The organism is Pasteurella skyensis, assembly GCF_013377295.1.
Lineage (GTDB): Bacteria > Pseudomonadota > Gammaproteobacteria > Enterobacterales > Pasteurellaceae > Phocoenobacter > Phocoenobacter skyensis.
On sequence record NZ_CP016180.1, the window covers coordinates 1,148,313 to 1,169,615 of the forward strand.

A 21,303-nucleotide genomic window follows, 5' to 3' on the forward strand; every position below is an offset into this window, starting at 1 on the left:
GTACCGCTTGGTTACTGCTTTTTAGCACCAAAAACAGCACCTTCATTTTTTTGTTTATTATAATAAATACCGCCAACTTCAGCTGCTTTATCACCAAAAAATGCACCTTGTACATTTTCTCCTTCAAACTTATTCTCTTTAATATTAGCATTAAAGTGAATAATTGGTGTTTTCTTATCAACAAACTTATAATCATTCCAATCAAATAAAGTACCTGCTAAAGTTTTATCCTTAAAGTTTACTTTAATTTCACTTTTACCTTTAGTTAATGCTCGAGCACCACCATAAGCATCACCAATATAAACAACAGGATCGGACGTAGCCTTTGTTGGCATATTTGTTGTTATATAACCTTGCACAAACATTCCTAATTCAGGATCTTTTGCATGAGGATTTGGCTTGCTTGAATCATAAACATAAGCATTATGAACCCCAAAACGAACATATTTATATTTTTTACCACTAACAGCTGTACATAACACCTGTCCTTTTGGCTGTGGACCACCTACTGCATTTTCGTCATAATAAGTTGCTTGTTTTTCATAATTTTCTTGTTTGTCATATCCATCAGGTAACAATTGAACATCGATAGAATTGATCTTAATACTGTTAATGTCCTTATTCTTAGACAATCGAGTCATTTTTAACACATAATCGTCATATTCGGTAATATTTCCAGCAGGATCTTCGGATTGTTTCTTAACAGGATTTTGTAAATCATAGGCTAATAAAACACCTTCAACCTTACCAGATTTTATCTTATCAGCAGAATTACTGTTACCAGCACTCCCACAAGCCGTTAAAACTAAAGCCATTGCAGTTGATAATATTAATTTTTTCATAATAATACCTTACCTTTAACAAGTGAAAAAACTATCAATGACTGTGCAAAAAAGAAAATGGTTTAGCAACTACTATTTAAAAAATTTTCTGAAAGTGTGATTTAACTCATAAGTTGATAAATAACTAAAAAAGGAAGCAAAAGCCTCCTTATTTAATTTAATTTTGGTAAATTTTTATATTAATCATACCGCTTGGTTACTGTTTTTTAGCACCAAAACTGGTCACTATGTTGTGATCCTTATGAACACCACCCATTTCTACAGCTTGTGAACCATAAAATTGACCTTTTCCCTTTCCTGAGTCAAAGGTGAATGTATTCCCTGTAATATCACCTTTCATCGTTTTATTTAACTGATCATTCGATTGTTCTATAGTAAGTGTCTTATTATAAAAGTTAACATTAATGTCTATTCTACCCCTTGCAAATTCTTGCAATCCTGCATCATAATTTACAAAATCACCAAGATATTTCACATCCGTGTTACTTACTGGCATATCATCTAAGGTTGTGAGTTCACCTTGACTAAACCCTAGCATATCGCTATTGTCAGGAACTAAAATGCCAAAACGCGAGTAGCTATATTTTGTACCACTCGCCGCTTTAGTTAAAGTATCACCATAAAAAATACCACGATTATTAATAATCATTCCTGTAATTGAGACATTACTTGGCACAAGAGTAATTTCCGTGCCATTCAGTACAAATTGATTTATTTCCTCTTTAGGTATATTGTTTAAAAACATATTCCTTTCGTTACTATGATTAGTAACATCAGAAGAGTGATTGGTACCATTCGATATAGATACACTTTCACCACTTATTGCATAACCTCTTCCGTTAGTGATTAAAATGGTAAATAGTGTAATAGCTAATACTTTGTTTTTCATAATTAATTCCTGTTAAATGAGTTAAAAAACAAGCCATTATTATCCCAAAAAACAACTATTAGCAACTGTTATTTACAAAACATACAATTGATGTCATAAAACAAATAAAACCGTTTGTTTTTTAAACGTTATTTTGCATTTTTATGCTACTTATCACCATTATTTTTGCATTTAATTATTTTCATCATATTTTAATTGAAAAAGCATAAATATTTGTTAGAATCCGCCCTCTTTTATATTTTCAAGGAATTTTATGAATAAACAAGTTACACCAATCCTGCCCCACTGGGTCTTTGTGGCTTTGCGTTAACCACTTGGTTACTCAGCTTAATTAATACTGGTCATTTTTCAAGCTCAAATGTAGGCTTAGTTTTAGCTATGGGATTGGCTTTTGGTGGCACCGCTCAAATGATAGCGGGTATGTTTGAGTTTGCAAAAGGTAATACTTTTGGATTTACGGCTTTTACCAGTTATGGTGCATTTTGGTGGAGTTTTGCCCTCTTTAAACTCTTTTTTACTACAGGTGTAGAAACCTCATTTATTGCTTGGTATCTCGTTGCTTGGGGAACATTTACCTTAATGATGTTTGTCGCAACTCTCACTAAACCACGTGCTTTACAAACCATTTTTGGTTTACTTACCCTCACCTTTTACCTACTTGCAATTGGTGATTTTACAGGCAATCATAGTATCACCCATATTGGTGGTTATTTTGGTTATTTGACTGCTCTTGCAGCATTTTACCTTGCTTCTGCAGAAGTAATTAATGAAAGTTTTGGGCGTACTCTGTTACCTATTGGTGAACCGACTAAATAGATATTAATATATAATGCCAAAAGTTGATTTCATAAGATCAACCTTTTTTATTCCACTTAACCTCAAAAGACCAAATAATGATTTTCATCATATAAAATACAATTTAATTGTTGCAATTTATACTCAACAATATTATAAACCCACTATTAAATAATGATTTTATGGTATTCAAATAATGAATTTAAAAAAAATAGTCTATCTACTACTATTTTTTACAACAAACTGCTTTGCGGATATTAATATTGCCGTAGCCAGTAACTTTGTACCTACAATGCAAAAAATTGTAAAAAGTTATACGAATGTGACCGCTACAAAAATCAATATTCTTTCAGGTTCAAGTGGAAAACACTACGCTCAAATTCAATACGGTGCACCCATTGATTTATTTTTTTCTGCCGATCAAAAACGCCCTAATGAATTATTAAAGCAACAAAAAGCAATACGTACCTTTACTTACGCCATCGGTCGTTTGGTTTATTGGAAACCACAATACAATGGCGAAAAAACAACCTTTGAAGAAGCGGTAAAACAGAAGAGTAACCACCTTGCATTAGCCAACCCTAAATATGCACCTTACGGAATTGCAGCAAAAGAAACATTAGAATTATTAGAACTATGGAAAATAAAACAGCCTTTATATATTTTTGGTGAAAATATTGCACAGACTTATCATTTTGTCACATCAGGGGCAAGTGATACAGGTTTTGTTGCTTATTCTCAAGTTAAGCAAAATAAACAAATTAATGAAAATAATCTTTGGTTAGTACCACAACGCTACCATTCTTTAATTAAACAAGATGTGGCAATTATTCACGATAACAAAGAAGTGCAACAATTTTTACATTATTTTCACTCTAAAGAAGTACAAAATTTAATCTTAGCCGATGGATATTCCCTCAATGATTGATGACATTTCATTTCAGGCATTATTACTCTCATTTAAACTCAGTATCACAACGACACTGTGTTTACTTATTATCGGTACGCCTATTGCCTTTTGGTTAGCCACATCACGCAATCGCTTTAAATTTATTATTGAAGCCTTGATTGCGTTACCTCTTGTCCTACCGCCAACAGTATTAGGCTTTTATCTATTAATTTTACTCAATCCCAATAGTTTTATTGGTTCTCTAGTGTTCCAACTGACTGGTGAAACTATCTTATTCTCTTTCTCAGGTTTGGTGATTGGTTCTATTGTGTATTCATTCCCCTATGTCACCCAACCTTTAACCAATGCCTTTGCGAGTATTAATCCCAATGTTATTGAAACCGCAAAAGTACTCAATACCAACCCCTTAGATCGTTTTATCCATATTGTATTACCAATGGCAAAACGAGGTTTTATGACAGCTTCAGTATTGGGCTTTGCCCATACATTAGGGGAATTTGGTGTGGTATTGATGTTAGGGGGAAATATTCCCAATAAAACACAAGTTGTTTCTATTGCCATTTACGATCACGTAGAATCCCTAAACTATATTCAAGCCCATTGGCTTGCAGGAATTTTACTGGTAATCTCTTTTGTTTTATTATTATTTATCTTTAAAATTAATCACTCATTTAACAGCGTGGTAAAACTGTAATGACCATAAAATGCGATTTCAACATTAAACGAACGGATTTTTCACTCTCTTTTAATGCAGAATTATCAGGGAATAAAATTACTATTATTAAAGGAAAATCAGGTTGTGGAAAAACCAGTTTATTACGTTTAATGGCAGGACTAGACTACTCGCCTAACAATACATTTATTGTCAATAATCAAGTATTTCAACAAAATGATATTTTCATCCCTGCTGAAAAACGCCCTATTGCCTATGTAGGACAAGAGAGTTGTTTATTGCCTTTTATAAATATAGAAAAAAATATCGCTTTTGCTCAAAAAAGACGAAGTTGTTCTGATTATGCCTTACCTAATTTAGATGAATTATTTGGCATTTTTGACCTCCATCACTGTAAACTGAAATTACCCGATCAACTCTCTTCAGGAGAAACCCAACGAGCATTGGTTATTCAATCTATAATGAACACACCAAGTCTTTTTCTATTTGATGAAGCCTTTTCTGCCATTGATGAACAACGCAAAAGTATTATTTTAGATTATTTAATGGATTATTTAGAGCAACGCAATTTACCTGCGATCTATGTATCTCACGATTCTGAAGAGTTGAAATATATTAAATCTGATCAAATTATTCAGTTAGATTAAAATCAACTAAACACCAGTCACTGAGCTCTCGACAGACACCGCTTGCTGAGCCTGTCGAAGTATCGAAGCATTAGGTGTCTATACTCCGAATTCGTTCTTTAAACACTTTCCTTACACCATAAAAAAACACCCCTTCCAAATGAAAGGGGTGAGATGCTGTGGTGGTTAAGTGTTATTGAGAGAGAGGACTAGTAACCCTCAAGTTGTTCTCAACCACCACCTGCTAGGTTGGACTGGAAGAGAGAACTCCTCTTCCGCCCTGTGTTACATTACCATTGGTAGCCAACACCGACACCAATACCGAATTTCTTCTCGGTATTCGCATTAATGTTTCCTTTGATAATCCATTTTCCATTATCAGAGATAGAAGACAGTCCTACGGCCATTGAGCTTGATTTGTCATAACTCGCGCCCGCTAATGACACCATACTCTTACCCGGTACATAAGCCTGTGGTAAGCTGGCTGATGCCATCGCACTCGCCGTACCGCCGCTTGCGGCTTTTTCTACACTGTCAATACGGGTGGAGAGTGACTCTTCCACTTTCGCTAATTGAGACACATTCACGGCATCCGTTGGTGCAGTACCCGCTTTAATATTGTGGATTTGGTTTCCACCCATATTAATATTGACATCAGTACCTTCTTTCACTGTTAAACCGGATTGGTTTAAGGTGATATTGCCCACAGTGACTTTATCCACTTTGATTTCAGGTGTGGTGGAAATAACCAGCTGTTTATCATTGCCGTTCATCACCGTTTTGGCGTTAAGGTTTTTACCTACTTTGATGCTTAAGGCACCCTTGTTGCTCACGACTTCCTCTTTTGAGAGATTATCCTTGTCTAATACAACATCGTCTGTTACAGCAACCTTGATTTCAGCACCATTGCCTCCATTGCCGTTGCCTGCATCGCCTTTGTCACCTTTATCGCCTTTATCACCCTTATCACCCTTGTCACCTTTTAAAGCAGCCAAGAAGTCATCTTGTGTTTTAGTGCCATTACCTGGTTGTGCTTTCCAAATCTCATAAGCAGATTGACCATCGGCTCCATCCGCACCAGCGGCACCGTCATCACCTTTCGCACCTTTAAAGTCAGGGTCATTTTTCAATGCGTCCTTATCTAACGTGATATGAGCGATTTGTTTACCGTCTTTACTTTGTTGTTTTTCCACTTTTAAGCCATCACCAAAGTCAAAGGCAAGTTTACTTAAGTCAAATTTTTCTTCAGTATTACCCTGTTTATAATTTGCTCCCGTACCCGTGCTACCACTAAAGAAGCTAATGGTTGGCAATATTGCGTCTTTCCATTTATCAACATCAATACCTTGACCATTGTTCAGTGCTTTTAACTGTTTGTAGTTAACCGCATCGGTATCTGCTATGGCATCGCCTAAATTGGTGATTCTACCACCATTGACTGATACGCTATTCTCCGTCTCACTCAATGTAAGTTTTCCACCACCTGCTGTGTTAGCAATTGACGAAATACCTGTAAGTTCTTTCGCTAATTTAATCGCTAAACCATTCGTACCATCGTTAATGACACCAATGTTATTATCAGTCAGTTTGTTCTCATCGGTTACACCACCTTTAATATTTAAGGTGTCATTGAGCTTACGGGTAACTTTATCACCCACATCACCTTTGAACACTAAGCCATCATCCAGTGTGGCAACTTCCTTTTTTCTCCCGTTGCTTTATCAACATAAACGATTCTGTCAGTTGTGGTGCCATCTAAGCCATCTTTTCCATTTTGGATACTGATGTCATAGAATTTGCCGTCTGCACCATTTTTACCTGGTGCTCCTTGAAGCCCTATAACACCATTTTGACCATCCTTACCAGGAGTAACCAATGTTTTACCATCTTCACCTTTAATACTGATGCCATCATCACCGTGGATTGATACGCCATCTTTTCCATTTTTACCATTTACCGCAATGCCGTCTTCACCTTTAATGGAAATGCCATCTTTGCCATTTTCACCTTTGATTGAAATGCCGTCTTTGCCGTTAATCGCAATGGAATCTTTTCCGTCTTTACCGTCTTTTCCATTAACCGTAATTCCATCTTTGCCATTGAGCCCGATGCCGTTTAAGCCATCCATGCCATCTTTACCTTTAATGGAAATACCGTCTTCACCTTTAATAGATACGCCGTCTTTTCCATCTTTTCCTTTGATTGAAATTCCGTCTTTTCCATTAATCGCAACTGCATTTTCACCGTCTTTACCGTTTAAGCCATTTGCTCCATCTTTCCCTGCAATACTTAAACCGTCTTTACCTGCAATGCCAATACCCTCAACACCTTGCAGTTTTTTCGCCAGTTTGATTTCTAACTTGCCATCTGTGGTATCGACAAAGATGTTATCTGCTGCAAAGTCAGAGTCTTTCGTTAAGTTCTTCGCTGGGTCTGTGCCTTTTTGTCCTTCAATCACCAAGGTGCCATTAAGGGCTGTCGTCACTTTCTTCGACGCATCATTACCTTGGAAAGCTAAGCCATCATCCAGTGTGGCAACTTCCTTTTTGTCTCCCGTTGCTTTATCAACATAAACGATTCTGTCAGTTGTGGTGCCATCTAAGCCACCTTTTCCATTTTGGATACTGATGTCATAGAATTTGCCGTCTGCACCATTTTTACCTGGTGCTCCTTGAAGCCCTATAACACCATTTTGACCATCCTTACCAAGAGTAACCAATGTTTTACCATCTTCACCTTTAATACTGATGCCATCATCACCGTGGATTGATACGCCATTTTCACCGTCTTTTCCTTTAACGGTAATGCCATCTTTTCCACTTAAGCCGATTGAACCATCTTTGCCATCTTTGCCGTCAACACCGATATGACCGTCTTTACCGTCTTTAGCTTTCCCAACTTTATCAATCGCTGTATCAACATAGGTTTTAACCGCTTTTTCTTGAACAAGTTGGGTGGTCTCACCAGTAATCTCACCTTTACCTACGTTTTTACCCAGTTTGACTTTATTGTCATCACTGCCAACGTTAGAACCTGTTATTAATAAACGGTCAGCTAAATTCGCACTTGTTAACACATTACCAAGATCAAGCGCGCGTTTCCAATCCGCTTTATCGCCATCAGTTAAGTTGGACGCATCTTTATTCGCTTTCGCCGCTAAATCTGCTGCAAGCGTCGTGGTTCCTGCCACCTCTTTCACTTTCGCCGCATCTAAGCCTAACGTATACACCGCCCCTTTATTTGCCGTTGCAGCTGTTTTCGCCAGTGTTAAACCACTGTTTTCAACAATCGCCACTTCTTCTTTCGAGGTTTTGCCTACGTTAGTGATTTGGTCTCCTAAATTAGTAATAGTTTGAGTATTACCTGTCACTTTATCATCTACCGCTTTCACCGCTTTGATTTGTGCTAATTCAGTCGTATTCGCTAAGGTCGCTGTACCTACATTGCCACCAAAGGTCACTTTGTCACCTACATTCGCGCCGCTTACGTTTAAGTAAGTAGTTGCAAGGTCTGTTGTTCCTGCTAACTCTTTCACTTTATCGGCTTTAAGGCTTAACTTCACGTTACCTTTAGTTAAATCGCCAGCATTGCTTACTGTGATATCATCACTTTCAATCACATTCAGGTCACCTTTGTCAAGTTTACCTGCTGTCGCTGTATCAACGTAAGTTTTAACCACATCACCTGTCACAGTATTGGTATTACCATCTGCAACGGCGCCTGCTCCAACTTTATCCAGAATATTAGTGACATCTCCCGCTAACTTCACTTTTGTGACCTTACCGTCTAAAATCTTAGCCGTTGTCACTGCGTTGTCTGCAAGGCTGATTACACCATTTCCGTCTTTAGTTAAAGTCGTTCCATCAAGATTCACTTTTAAATCCACTTTACCTGCAGTGGTTGTGGTGTCGATAGTGACTGTTTTATCCTTGCTGGTGATATCATCCGCATCCAGTTTTGTGTCGAGTGCAGTTTTTACTTGCGAATCAGTCACTAACTTGCCTGTTGGTGCGGTGATATTTGCACCTGTATTTAACTTGGTTGTCCAAGCATTTACTTCTGCTGCCCCTAAATTACCTGCATTTTTATCTGCTTTGTTATTCAGTGTAGTGCTATTTGCAAGGGTTTTACGTTTGGCTGCATCGGCAGTGGTTTTTATATCCCCAATCGCTTCGTGAATAGTGCCTTTGCCTGTTCCCCCAATATTGGTAAATGTAATGTTCCCATCTTCATTTAATGCAGCATTACCACCGAAGTTATTTTTAACCGATTTTGCAACATTACCAATGGCTTTATTGGTAGCAAAAAGTTGTGAACCATTGATCGCATCGGTTGAGGTTTGAGCAATTTTACCCGGTGCAACATTGATGATTTGTTTTTCGTGATAATCTTTACCCACAGACACCACACCATCCGCAAAACCAGTGAAGTCTTTATATTTAAGTCCATTGATAGCCTCTGTTTCATCTACTTGTGTAAAGGCTTTGGTTTCTGCGTTTGAACCTAAGGCCACTGAGTTTTCATGTTCAGCCTTAGCATCAAAACCTAATGCAAGGGTGTTATCTGCAACGGCTTTAGCACGATAGCCCATTGCGACGGCTTCTTCTGTGCCATTTTCAATACCTGCAACTGTCCCAGTTCCGAGTGCCATTGAGCCTGCTGTGTAGGCTTGTCCACCTTCTAAAATATCAGAACTATCATTAGTATATCCACCTAATGCAAGCGAACCATTTCCTACTGCTTTGGATTTTAATCCCATAGCTACCGAATATTTCCAAGAAGCTGTTGTATATGCTCCTGTTGCTAACGATGAAGAACCAGAAGATGTTGTTTTATAACCCATACTCGTTGAATAAACTCCTGAAGCTTCAGTATATATCCCTAGAGCTCTTGCTCCTTCTGCTGTGGCACTTGCAGAATATCCAATTGCAGAAGAGAACTCTCCTGCAGCCCTAGCTAACAATCCTACTGCAAATGCTCCTTTAGCTTCTGCTTTTGTTGAATTACCAAGAGCAACTGCTCCATCTCCTGTCGCTTCAGCAGCTCCAATTCCAGCCGTTTTCAGAACTCCATTTTCATATTTAGGTCTATTATAAGACCCTCCTATTGCTATTGAAGCAAATCCTGTTGATTTAGCTCCCTCTCCTATTGCTACAGAAGCTTCTTTATTAGTTGTAATAGTTTCATCTTGATTTGTAGCATCATTATCTAGAATAAAATCTGCATTTAATTTTCCTGCTATTGCACCTCTACCTATAGCTATCGAACTACCTGTAACGGCTCCTGCTGCTGTAGAAATATCTCCTAAATTTATAGTTGCATCTCCTGTCCCTGTATTTGTTCCATTATTAACATGAACATAGGTTTTCTGTGCTTTTAATGCTTCAACCTGTTGTTTTAGTGCATTAAATTCTTCATCAGTAACCGCTATTGCTGAAGCACTAAAACCCAGCACCATTGAGATTGCCAAAGTAATTTTTGCAAATTTTGGTAAAAATGTACCCGCTTGTTTTATTGATTGACTTTGTGTTTTCGTGGCGCCTTTAGCTAATTCGCTTACGGCGGTAAAAGTTTGTGTTGCTTTGTTAAACACGATTTTGTAGATGCTGTTCATAGTCAGGTATCCTTTTTAGTTGATATCCTTTCCTTAGGCCTTTTCTTGAGGCTGATGTAAATTCCTTTTACTGCCTCGTGAATATTTTGTTAAAAATATATGTATAAACTTCCCGATTGTAAAAAAAAACGCAAGTGAAATCGTAGTAATGGAGGTTATTTGGGTGAAAAACAGACAATTTAGAGTGAAAATGGCGTGGTTTTTGATTAGGGAGAGTGTAAAATATTGATCACGGGGTTAGTCAAACACCGGTCACTGAGCCTGTCGAAGTGTTAGGTGTTTGATTTGTAAATTTTTATTGAAATGTAACCGCTATAGTTATGTCTTATGATGTTTTGTGGAGATTTTATATCGAGCAACGGGAGGATATACGCAAACAAGTTTGCTAATCCTCCCCTACGGTAGATCTTTATAACTTTTTGATTTATAAATAATTTACAGGAGAGTATTTAATGAGAAAAGCGAGTGGAATATCTTCCCGTAAGCTAAATTAAAATCACAAAATCAATCAAACACCGATCGCTGAGCTTGTCGAAGTGTGAGGTGTTTGGGCTCGGAAGTTGTTCGGTGAACGCTTCTCGACCCTTCGACAGGCTCAGGGAACCGAAGCGGAGAAATATCGAAACGGGACGTCGAAGTGGGAATATCGATCACTGAGATCAATCAAGAACGGAGACGTAGTATGCTACGTCTCTACATTATTGATCTAATTGGTAAATTTTTACTTAAATGTAACCGCTATGGTTATGTTTTATGAGAACTTTTAATCATTACCAAACCCTTTTAAGCCAACCACGTGCACATACTCTTGGTTATTAGCGATTTTACGCACTAACTTATAAGTTGTTCCTTGCTCTGGACTGATATTTTCAGGAGCGGCGATCAGTAATTGCATATCTAATCGGTCGCATAATTCAAACAAAGTGTTGATTGATTTTGCATCCAGTCGAGCGGCTTCATCAAGGAATAACAAACGACAAGGGAGGATGTCTTTAGCTCTCATTCTGCGAGATTCTTCTTCCCAGCTTTGTACTACCATTAACAAGATTGACATACCTGTACCAATGGCTTCTCCTGTTGAAAGTGAGCTACTTTGAGCTTTCATCCAACCATCTGCTCCACGATAGGTTTCCACATCAAGGTCAAGATAATTACGATAATCTAATAACTCTTCACCGATGGTTTGTGGAGTGCGTTGTCCTAGTTCAAGGTGTGGATTAACACGCTTGTACAACATCGCTAAGGCTTCAGAGAAGCCTAATTTTTCACTTTCAAATAAATCTTTGTGGTTCTCTTTTTCACTCGATAGTGCATTTAACAAAATGGCGTGGGTATCACGAATATTTACCACTAAACGTACCCCTTTTACTTGTCCAAAGGTAATATTTTGTAGCCCTTGGTTCAGTTGTAAAATACGGTTTTGTTCACGCTGTATCGTTTTACGTAAAATATTGGCAACACTTTCAGAGCTGATCGCCAATTTTTTCTCACGATTTGTCAATTCACTGGTTAAACGAGAAAGTTCAATTTCCATTTGTTCAATGGCGTCAATCGGATCGTCTGTTTTGATAATATCTTGACGAATTCGCTCACGTAAATGCTGATAAACCGCAATAAAGAATGCCACTTTATTTTCAGGTTTACGATTATCTTCTGAGGCTCGCAAGCTATCACGCAGATATTCATTATCCGCCACCGCAATACGTAACGCCCCTAAGGCTTTATCCGAAATTGAACGTAATTCTTCCGATGACATATACGCCAACTCACGACGGTTCAAGCGTTTTTCAACATCACTGTTGCGAGATAAACGCATTACTACGCACCAACTTACTTTCGCTTGCACCACTTGTTCACGCAATACTTTATAATCACGCTCAGCCTTGCGTACTGCACGATTTAGATTATCCATATCAGCCTCAATTACAGCTAATTGTTTTTCTAAATAACTCTTACGGCTACGTTGTTGGCTTAAACGTTGTTGCAATTCATCACGTTGTGTTCTAGCACGCTCTTCCGCCTCTGAATCGCCTCGTAAACCTAATTCATCAATTTCACGCACTAATTCTACAAGCATTTCATTTTTCGCCTCATAAGAACTGCGTAATGAAGTAAGCACTTGATTATATTGTGTATATTGAGATTGCGCCTGTTTAAATTGCTCTCGCATTTTTTCACGTTCAAGTTGTGCTTTCTCTAAGCGATCACGCAACTGCTCGGTTAATGCTGAACCTTCTGCTTGTAAAGAAGATTCATAACCAAAGTGTAAACGACGATTCATCACTTCTGACAAACTAAAGACTTTTTGATTTAGTAATTTTTGTTCTTCAACTGACCGCTTATATTCAGCTTCTAATTCGTCAAATTTCGTTGGATCACTTTGTAATGCCGTTGCAATTGGTTCTAATTGTGCTAAATATTGCCCAAATTGACGGATAAACTGTTCGTCTTCTTGTGCTTCTAATAGTTGCTCTTTACACTCTTCAACACGATCGATTAAGGTTTCATCTGCTAATAATTCAACTTGTGGTAATGCTTTATTTAGTAATTGTAATTGTGCTTTACAACTATCTCTGCGTTGACGATATTGTTGCTCATCACCATTAATTTGACTTAATTGACGTTCAATATCCACTCGTTGAGTGGTGATCTCTTGCATCATATCTTCTGGATTAGGTTCAAATGCAAGATTAAGATGTGTACCTACAAAGTGGCTTAAATGCTGATATAAACGTTGGCATTTTTGTACTTCAAACGCACACTCTGCGTGTTTACCAGAAACCTCTTCTTGTTGTGCTTTTAACTGCTCTAGTTGTTTTTCACGAGCAGCACGTCCAAACAGTGGAATTTCAGGGAATTTGGAATAACGCCATTGACGGTTAGAGACTTGTACGACTACACCATCGCTTAATTCCATTGATTCAAATACATCATCATCAAATGCATTTGGGTCACCCTCGATCAAATAGAGATCATCTGGACAATCTTCTAACTGTTCAAGTTGTGATTTTACCGCTTCTAAATCTCGTACTACAATGGCGTGTCGTGCTTCACCATATAGAGCTGAAAAATACGGAGCATCATCAATTGAAACATCATCATACAGCTCTGAAAGCAATATACCGCCTAAACGCTCTGCTAAATGATTTAATCGAGGATCTTCCGCACCGTCTAACTGACTTAAGCGTGTGATTTGCTCTTCTAACTGATCCGATTGTCTTGCTAATTTATCTCGTTCTAAGGTGATCTCACGTTCTGAATTGAGTGTGTCCTGCATAAACTGCATCACTTGCTGACTGGCTTCAAAATGCGTATCACACTGTTCTGATAAACGCACTAAGGCAGACTGAGCAGTATGCCAAGCTGGCGCTGTTTGAGATAATTTTTGGTATTGCTGGTTTAATTGCTCTAGTTGTTGACGTTGTGTAGAACGCACTTCAAGGGCTTCTGAAAGCTGTGCTTCTAGCTCTTCTAAATTATCTTGTTGCTGTTCAAAATACGCTTCTAACTCTTGTGCTGTTTCAAATTCTGTTTGTGCTTTTTGATTAAACTCTTTTAATAAACGCTCTGCATTGCGCTGCTGTTGTAATTTATGCTCTAATTCATTTAATTTCTGACGTAATGCTACAGCCTGCTGAGCCTGTGATTTTTGTGTTGGATAAACCGCTAATAGTTCTTTTGCTTCACCCCAAGCTTGAGAGCGTGCTGTTTCACCCACTACTTTACACACTAATTCATAGGCTTTATCAAACTTCTCTTTTGCCATTTCAGACATAGATAAACGCTGTTCAAGTTCAAATACTTTATCTGTCACTTCTTCGGCTTGCGCTTCAAATTCTGCAGCATAATCTTGAATATTATGTAAATCTAACTGAGGTAAACCACACAGATTTTTCGCTTTTTCTAAGGCTTGCACTGCCTGTTGATATTGCAATGCTCGAGTTTGTTGTGAATCTAAAGCTTGTTGATAATCGGCTAATTCTGCACGAAGACTTTCAACTACGTCTTCTGCTTCATCAGAATGCGCTTGTGCCACTTCCACTTGCTCTGAAATTTCTTCCATCGCCATCTGTTGCTCTTCAATTTTTTCAACCAAATCGTTTACTTCATCTTGATAGCGTTCTATTTTTTCTTGATGGCGTAAAGCGTTAGTCACTAAATTAAGATGATCGGACGCGCTATTAAAGGCAACTTCTAAACTGCTTTCTGCTTCAGAAATTTCACTCACTTCACGGCTATATTCCACCAACTGAGTTTGTGACAACTCAATTTTTGCTTTGACTTCTTGCCAATTTTTACGCTGTGCTAATACGTTTTCAATATTACCACGACGCTCATTTGCATTACGCATATAATCCGCAGAGACATAATTTGTTGATTCCGTAATCAACTTTTTAAACATATCGCGATCTGATTGTGTCACCTTAATGGCTTCTAAAGTCATACGGTTTTCACGTAATGCAGATTCCATATCTTGGAATGCTTGGCGAACACCTAAGTTTTCAGGTAATAAATATTCACGTAGGGATTTAGTAATAGCGCCCGAAATACCACCATACAGGGAAGCTTCAATTAACTTATAAAACTTACTACGATCAGAGGGCGATCGTAAACGTTTAGGCAATACGCCTAAATCAAATAGGAAGCTATGATAATCAGTAATAGAATGATATTGTTTAAACTGAACAGTGGTTGTTTCGTATTTTTCTTTTAACTCATTTAATGCCAATACTCTTGCATTACGATCCCCGACTTTTTCTGTTAGAAGATCAATAATAGCGTGATCCGTTGAAATATTTTGCAAAGAGAATGGACGAATATCGACTTTCTTATCTCGCCCTGCTATTTGTTGTAAACGTACGCCTGAAATAATACGTTGTTTACGAGAATTTTCACTTTCTAATACGGCATAACAAACCCCTGATTTTAACTTACCGTGTAAACCTTTATCACGAGATCCTGAGGTTGATCCTGCCTCTGTAGTATTACGGAAGTTTAATAAGGTTAAATCTGGAATTAATGCCGTAATAAAACCCGCCATAGTGGTAGATTTTCCTGCTCCATTCCCGCCTGAAAGAGTAGTAACTAACTCATCTAAATCAAAGGTACGAGCAAAAAAACCATTCCAGTTGATCAGTGTTAATGAAAGAAATTTCCCCCTTGCAACCGTTTCTTTTTTAATTACAGGCGGTATGATGTTTTCCACTTTTTGCAAATTTTCTTCTACTAGTTGTTCTTGCTCTAATTCAAATTGTTGCTCTTGCATTATGCTTCCTCATCGCTCTCTGATTCAACTTCATCAAACTGATCTTCATCATCATTTGCATTTTCTTGTTCTAAAGTGACCGCTTGTTTTTGTAATTCATTCGGTGTTGTACCCTCTCCATCACGAATCAAGCGAAGCTGTGCTTCACGAGGATCATCACCACTACGCACATCAGCCCCAAAACGGAACGCCGATTCTGAAATCACAAATTTACGACTATTTTGCTCACCAACACGAGTAATTATTCCAATACGTGCTAAACGGCGTAATGCACCACCCACTTTTTCTAATAATTTTGCTTTATCTAAATCAGAACCAGTAGAACGTGGGTTTACAGCTTTTAGTAATTTCGCTTCATCGGCTAAATTAAGTAATTCTTCATACACATCATCAAAACTAAAAATCCCTTGTTGTGCTAAACGCTCAGGGCTTAAATATAGATAGCAAAGTACTTTCCCTACCAACATTTCCATTTCACTCATTACACTACGAGCAATTAATGTTGTCGCTTTTGGACGTAAGTAAAAAAATCCTTCCGCTGCACGGATTAATTCAACATTATAACGGCGATAAAATTGCTCTAATTCCGCTTGAAAATCCATCAAAAAACTATGTTGATCTAGTAGCTCAATACTAATATGTCGCCCTGCTCGCAACTGACTGTCTAACTCAGGAAAAATAGGATTAGCAATCGCCATTGCTAATTTTGTTGGCATTACGTCTTCTATGTTTTGTGTCATTGTGGTTCTCTTTTCTTTGACTTATTCATTTCGTAGAGACAGAGCGCATCCTGTTTCTACATAATTCTGTATATAATAGCAAAAAGCCGTTAAAATTTTGCAATTTTTTACACTATTCTTAAAAAATAATTTTATCCCTCATAGAATATAACTCGTGTTTATATCACAACTACCATTTAATTTTATCTAACCGCTTTTTAAGTAATAACAAGGTCACTAATAGCTGCTTTTCATCAGGTTTTACCATAGACTAGCAAACTGAATTCTTTTTTATAAACAGGTTGTAAATATTTCCATACATTAGTTGGATCATTAAAAATAAGTGCTTTGACAGGATGGTATTTTAACCATTGATTATTATTTTTAAAACTCTTAACATCTTCTTTTGCAACTGTTTTTAACATATCATCAAAATAATGTGAATATAAAAAATTCAAAAATTCCTCTTCTAATAAAAGTTGGTTTAAATCGTAAATATGACGGATTTTATTTTTTAAACTCGTTACAGGATCTTCACTATACGAAAAACGTATTAAACTCATTATTTTTTCACATAATGTTCGAGTCGGCTCTAACACTTGTACATTGAACGGTAAAAGATCATAATTTTTAGCAATATCAATTTGTTGGTTATCCATCATCATTTTGCCAACAAAGGAACAAATCTCTTTTTCTGTATAAGGTTCAAAATAACCAAGACAAGTAGCTTCAATAACAAGATTTCTTCTCACTTGTCCATAATCTCCTTGAAAAAATTTGTCATAGGTATGTACCGTTTTTCGGTTAGTGCCTTTTTTATTCGTTAATCCTTCCACCGTAATTTCAGGTAAAACTTCACCCACAATATGACTAATTGCTTTTAATTTTCTTTTTAGTTGATTCGCGTTGTCATTTTCGTTTTTCAAAATCACTAAATCAATATCTTCAGAAAATCTATCAATAAGTTGGTAACATTTTGATAAAGATGTTCCTCCTTTAAATACCACTTCTTGAGCGATATGACTATGAAAAATAGTATATAGTGCATAAGTTATCCAATAATCTTTCTCAACATATATTGCAGGAATATTCATTATATCGGCAGTAAATTGAATAGCTTGATTAAATAGTTTCGTTTCTAAATGCAACTTCATATAATATTCCACTCATCTGATTTTGAAAAAATTTTTCTCACTTGCGGTAACTTATAAACAGTAAGAGGATTTAATGATGCTTTTAATTTAGCCGTTATGTCTTGATAACCTATCTCATCCAATATTACTCCTAATAAAGAGCGTGTTGATGGAGGGTATTTTAATGACAGTCTAATAAGTTCTGATATTTCTAAAATGTCTAATGTTTTGAATATCGACATCAATCGATCGCAAGACTGCTCTATTGTTGTATCAGGTATTTTTTTTATATAACGAATGGCATCAAGAAGTTGCAACAAAGGAATATTTTTTTTAGTAATACTATTTTTCTGTTTAACAAAACTAATAGTATATCTTTCTCTTTTAAAGGTGGGACGAATATCATTTTTACCAATCTGAATGGCGTTACTGACTTGAGTTGTTAACCCTAGTTGATTATAAATACTATAACCAGTAAGATAACCTGTAATTTTTCCATTATCGCTAAGTAGATCCTTTACTACTTGCTCTTGTTTTGGCGCTAGTACACCAAATGGAGTAACTTCAGGTTTAAAGTATACGCCTTTTGAAAGTTTAGCTATTTTACCTTTCGCTACTAGCCTATTCAACGCCTTAGCCACTGCTTGCTGTTTTTGTAATTCTCGAAAATTATCATAGGTAAATACATAGCCCATTTCAAATCGATCTATTATTTGCTGAACTGCATCAGATATATTCATTATTTTTTATTCTATTAGACACTAAATTGTCCAGTATTTTATCAAAAAAACTGGACAGTTTATAGTGTTAATAATCAATTTTATATTAATAGCCCTACATTATTTATCACTTATACTCATCAATCACATTAGATTGCACTTCTGCCCCTTTATCATTAATCGCTTGCCATTGTGGATAAATCGCTTCTCGGTCTTGGCTTGCCATTCCTAATTTAACGGCTTGATCGACAACAATTCTTGCTACATCAAAATGGCGAGATTGTGGGAATTTTTCTAGTTGTTCTCTTAAAATTGCCCCTAAATCTAATGGCTGTTTATTTTCTCTATAAGGGGTTAGCTGAGCTTGCATTAATTCAATAATCTGCTCTTGTATATCAGAAAGGGATTCATATTCTAATTCTGTTGGTAACTCTCCGACTGCATCGGCTTCATTAAAGACAAGTTCATCATCTCGTAAATCAAGAATGGAGTCTGCTTTGGCATAATACAACATCCACGGATGTTCAAAATAACCTTGAATGGATTTACGTAAACGTTGTCCAAAGACACGATTTTTATCCATATCAATTGCTGTTCGGATAAATTTATGCACGTGGCGATCGTAACCAATCCACAAGTCAATAGACTGTTGTCCCCAGCTGATAATACGATCTAATTTATTTTGCAAATTCATAATTAAATGATCCACAAAATCCAAATCATTACGCCCTATTAAACAGCTTTGAATACGTAATAATTGTGATTGTAATTTATCCCCTGCGGCGTTAAGCGTATCCTGTAATTCTCGTAAACTTACCGATGTTTCATCTAATAATTGTTCACAACTTGAAATTGCTTCGTGCCAGTTTTGACTTAATAACTGTGCTATACGTTCTCTAATTTGTTGTTGATTTTCGTCCATCACACGCTGTGATAAATCAATGCTATCAAAGATTTCTGCTACTGAATATTTTAATGGTGCAAATACTTGACTACGCCAAAAACGTTCATCACCATCTTCCTCTGCGGCGCTGGAGGCTCGTTCAATTTCTTCTGCAACAATGGAAAGTTGAATAGAAAGACGTAATGTAGAAAACTCTCTTTGACGCACATAATAATCTGATACCCCAACTGCCAAAGGCGTTAAGCGATAAATGGCTAATCCTTCTGTAAATTCACTGCTAAAACGGTTTAAAAAACGTTGTCTCACCAAATCATTAATCGCATTATTGGCTCGTTGTACCAAAGTATTTTCAGCTTGCTCAAAACTAGTGGATACATAACGAAATAGATCAACAAGATCACTTTCCAACATTTCTCCATCTAATGATTGCTCATTATTATAAATAGAAATAGCAAGAAGAAACGCTAAGCGATCTGTTGATAATGAAAGAGAAAATTCTCGTGATTTTGTCCAATCTATCAGTTCTGGAAGTGTCTGTGCCAACTCATTTTGCATAGGATTTATTTACTATTAAGGTACATTACTAAAAATAGTGTTTATTGTACAATAACATCAATGAAAAGTGGAATTTTTTTAATGCTATTCTCTTTTTATCAAAAAACTACCGCCAGTTAGTAACAAACTAGCGGGTAGATCCACTTAAAAATTTGCACATTTTTCTAAAACTGCCATTCAAAATTTACTTGCACTTCACTTTGTTTATAAGAAAATATCGTGTCATTATTTGCTTTGTTACGATTATGTTTAATCAATAAACTCGGTACAATGCCTTTAAAATTCCATTTTGGCATTTTAAAAATAGCCAAATAAGTTTGTAAATTTTCTCTTCTTGCCTTAAATATCACACCATAATCTTTCTCATAACGATAATGTTTTAGTAAGGCTAAAAAAGTAGTGTTTAATCCAAAATCAAATTGATGGTTAAAACCTAAGCGTAACCCTGTCATTTGATAATTTTTTTCTTTTTGTACCGTATGACGATATGCAAAATCTAAACCACTAAATAAGGTTGTTTTTGGGCTAAGTAAATAATACCAAGTTCCAGATAAAGTGCTTAAATAAGCATTTTCAAGAGAGTGTTGTTCACTATTATAATAGAATTTCTTCTGTTCAAATTGTAAGTTTAAATGATGACGAGGTGACAAATTTTGTGAAAAATTAATACGTCCGCCCCAAGCGTGATAATTACGATGATTTTGCAACACATTATATTCAAATACAGGAGCAATGGTTAATTCTGTTTTCGCATTTTGGAAGTGATAACCTAAAGACGTTTTAACGGTATTTTCATTATAGTTTCGATAGTGAGGATAAAATTGACCATAACTATTCAATGAAAATGCTAGACCGTGATTTGCAACAAATGAAGTTTGTTTACGAATATTTGCATCATAATGCCAACCTTGAGCATTAATTGACTTTGGAGAAGATTGTTTTTCAATACATTGATTATTCAAAGAAAGTAAACATTCTTCTTTTTGTGATGATTGATTGATATTTTGATTATATTGATAACCGATACTCAATCCGCCTTGCCAACTTTCCCGTTTGGATAAAGCTTGCTGATAGCCACCAATGGTTTGATATAGATTTTGAGGTAATTCTAATTGGGTAATTTTTTCAAATAGCGATGTCGATTCATTATTTTTATGATTTTCAAATAAAATTCTCGCAAGATCTAACTGCCCACGTAAAAATTGTGGATCCAGTTTTAATAGTTCCTGATAATAAAGCTCGGCTTGTTCAAGACTTCCTTGCTTCCTTGCTAACAATCCTTTTGCAAATAAAACAAGCGGTGGTTTATGATCGGCAAATTGTAGATATTGGGCTAAAAATTTCTCCGCATAATCCCATAACTCTTGGTTTAGCGAAATATACAACGCCTGTCCAACAGCATTTACATTATTTTCTACCTCAAACTTTTTACCGCTGAGAGTAATTTCATTTTGTGACGTTTCATTTTTACGCTGTTGATACTCTTGTTGTTGCTGTTGCACTTTTTGTTGGTACTGTTGTAATAGCTGAATACTCTCTTGATTATGCGAGTTGTCTTGATATTGCTGTGCAATTGCTTGTGGTATAAACATCGCACCTAAAAAAGGCACCCAATAATATTGTTTCATATATTCTCCGAGCATCAATAATCATCAAAA

Annotated in this window: 13 protein-coding genes and 1 pseudogene; 4 read left to right on the forward strand and 10 right to left on the reverse strand. The window is 36.5% G+C overall.

The window, feature by feature from the left end:
- Positions 1 to 11 precede the first annotated feature (11 nt).
- Together A6B44_RS05630 and A6B44_RS05635 are read right to left on the reverse strand one after the other, a co-directional pair.
- The gene (locus tag A6B44_RS05630) at positions 12 to 842 is read right to left on the reverse strand and encodes a transferrin-binding protein-like solute binding protein (RefSeq protein WP_090922702.1); all 831 of its coding nucleotides are present in this window, start codon (positions 840 to 842) and stop codon (positions 12 to 14) included.
- A gap of 196 nt (positions 843 to 1,038) precedes the next feature.
- Positions 1,039 to 1,731 carry a transferrin-binding protein-like solute binding protein gene (locus tag A6B44_RS05635; protein WP_090922699.1) on the reverse strand — a complete coding sequence of 231 codons (693 nt, stop codon included), beginning with the start codon at positions 1,729 to 1,731 and terminating at the stop codon, positions 1,039 to 1,041.
- A gap of 273 nt (positions 1,732 to 2,004) precedes the next feature.
- Here A6B44_RS05635 and A6B44_RS05640 point away from each other — a divergent pair.
- The 4 genes and pseudogenes from A6B44_RS05640 to A6B44_RS05655 all read left to right on the forward strand — a co-directional run.
- Positions 2,005 to 2,547: pseudogene (locus tag A6B44_RS05640) on the forward strand (acetate uptake transporter); the annotation flags it as partial.
- A gap of 175 nt (positions 2,548 to 2,722) precedes the next feature.
- Positions 2,723 to 3,454 carry a molybdate ABC transporter substrate-binding protein gene (modA, locus tag A6B44_RS05645; protein WP_090922695.1) on the forward strand — a complete coding sequence of 244 codons (732 nt, stop codon included), beginning with the start codon at positions 2,723 to 2,725 and terminating at the stop codon, positions 3,452 to 3,454.
- The gene (modB, locus tag A6B44_RS05650; protein WP_090922693.1) at positions 3,447 to 4,130 is read left to right on the forward strand and encodes a molybdate ABC transporter permease subunit; all 684 of its coding nucleotides are present in this window, start codon (positions 3,447 to 3,449) and stop codon (positions 4,128 to 4,130) included. Before modA ends, modB begins: the two co-directional genes overlap by 8 nt.
- On the forward strand, positions 4,130 to 4,756 hold the full coding sequence (locus A6B44_RS05655) for an ATP-binding cassette domain-containing protein (RefSeq protein WP_090922691.1): 627 nt from the start codon (positions 4,130 to 4,132) through the stop codon (positions 4,754 to 4,756). Before modB ends, A6B44_RS05655 begins: the two co-directional genes overlap by 1 nt.
- Before the next feature lie 269 nt (positions 4,757 to 5,025).
- Here A6B44_RS05655 and A6B44_RS05660 read toward each other — a convergent pair whose 3' ends face one another.
- From A6B44_RS05660 to A6B44_RS05695, 8 genes are all read right to left on the reverse strand, one after another.
- A complete protein-coding gene (locus A6B44_RS05660; RefSeq protein ID WP_176673485.1) occupies positions 5,026 to 6,408 on the reverse strand; it encodes a YadA-like family protein in 1,383 nt (460 codons plus the stop codon).
- Positions 6,408 to 10,349, reverse strand: coding sequence for an ESPR-type extended signal peptide-containing protein (locus tag A6B44_RS05665; protein ID WP_090922309.1), 3,942 nt, complete (start codon positions 10,347 to 10,349; stop codon positions 6,408 to 6,410). Before A6B44_RS05665 ends, A6B44_RS05660 begins: the two co-directional genes overlap by 1 nt.
- A gap of 763 nt (positions 10,350 to 11,112) precedes the next feature.
- Entirely contained in the window at positions 11,113 to 15,615 is a 4,503-nt protein-coding gene (gene mukB, locus A6B44_RS05670) for a chromosome partition protein MukB (RefSeq protein ID WP_090922311.1), read from the reverse strand.
- On the reverse strand, positions 15,615 to 16,355 hold the full coding sequence (mukE, locus tag A6B44_RS05675; RefSeq protein WP_090922313.1) for a chromosome partition protein MukE: 741 nt from the start codon (positions 16,353 to 16,355) through the stop codon (positions 15,615 to 15,617). Before mukE ends, mukB begins: the two co-directional genes overlap by 1 nt.
- 233 nt (positions 16,356 to 16,588) lie before the next feature.
- Positions 16,589 to 17,488 (reverse strand): nucleotidyl transferase AbiEii/AbiGii toxin family protein, encoded by a 900-nt coding sequence (locus tag A6B44_RS05680; RefSeq protein ID WP_218061361.1) that lies wholly within the window; start codon positions 17,486 to 17,488, stop codon positions 16,589 to 16,591.
- A complete protein-coding gene (locus A6B44_RS05685; protein WP_090922315.1) occupies positions 17,485 to 18,207 on the reverse strand; it encodes a DUF6088 family protein in 723 nt (240 codons plus the stop codon). The genes A6B44_RS05680 and A6B44_RS05685 overlap by 4 nt, the downstream gene beginning before the upstream one ends.
- A 106-nt stretch (positions 18,208 to 18,313) precedes the next feature.
- The gene (gene mukF, locus A6B44_RS05690; protein ID WP_090922317.1) at positions 18,314 to 19,645 is read right to left on the reverse strand and encodes a chromosome partition protein MukF; all 1,332 of its coding nucleotides are present in this window, start codon (positions 19,643 to 19,645) and stop codon (positions 18,314 to 18,316) included.
- 164 nt (positions 19,646 to 19,809) lie between these two features.
- Complete coding sequence (locus A6B44_RS05695; protein ID WP_090922319.1) at positions 19,810 to 21,273, reverse strand: surface lipoprotein assembly modifier; 1,464 nt, start codon at positions 21,271 to 21,273, stop codon at positions 19,810 to 19,812.
- Positions 21,274 to 21,303: the final 30 nt, after the last annotated feature.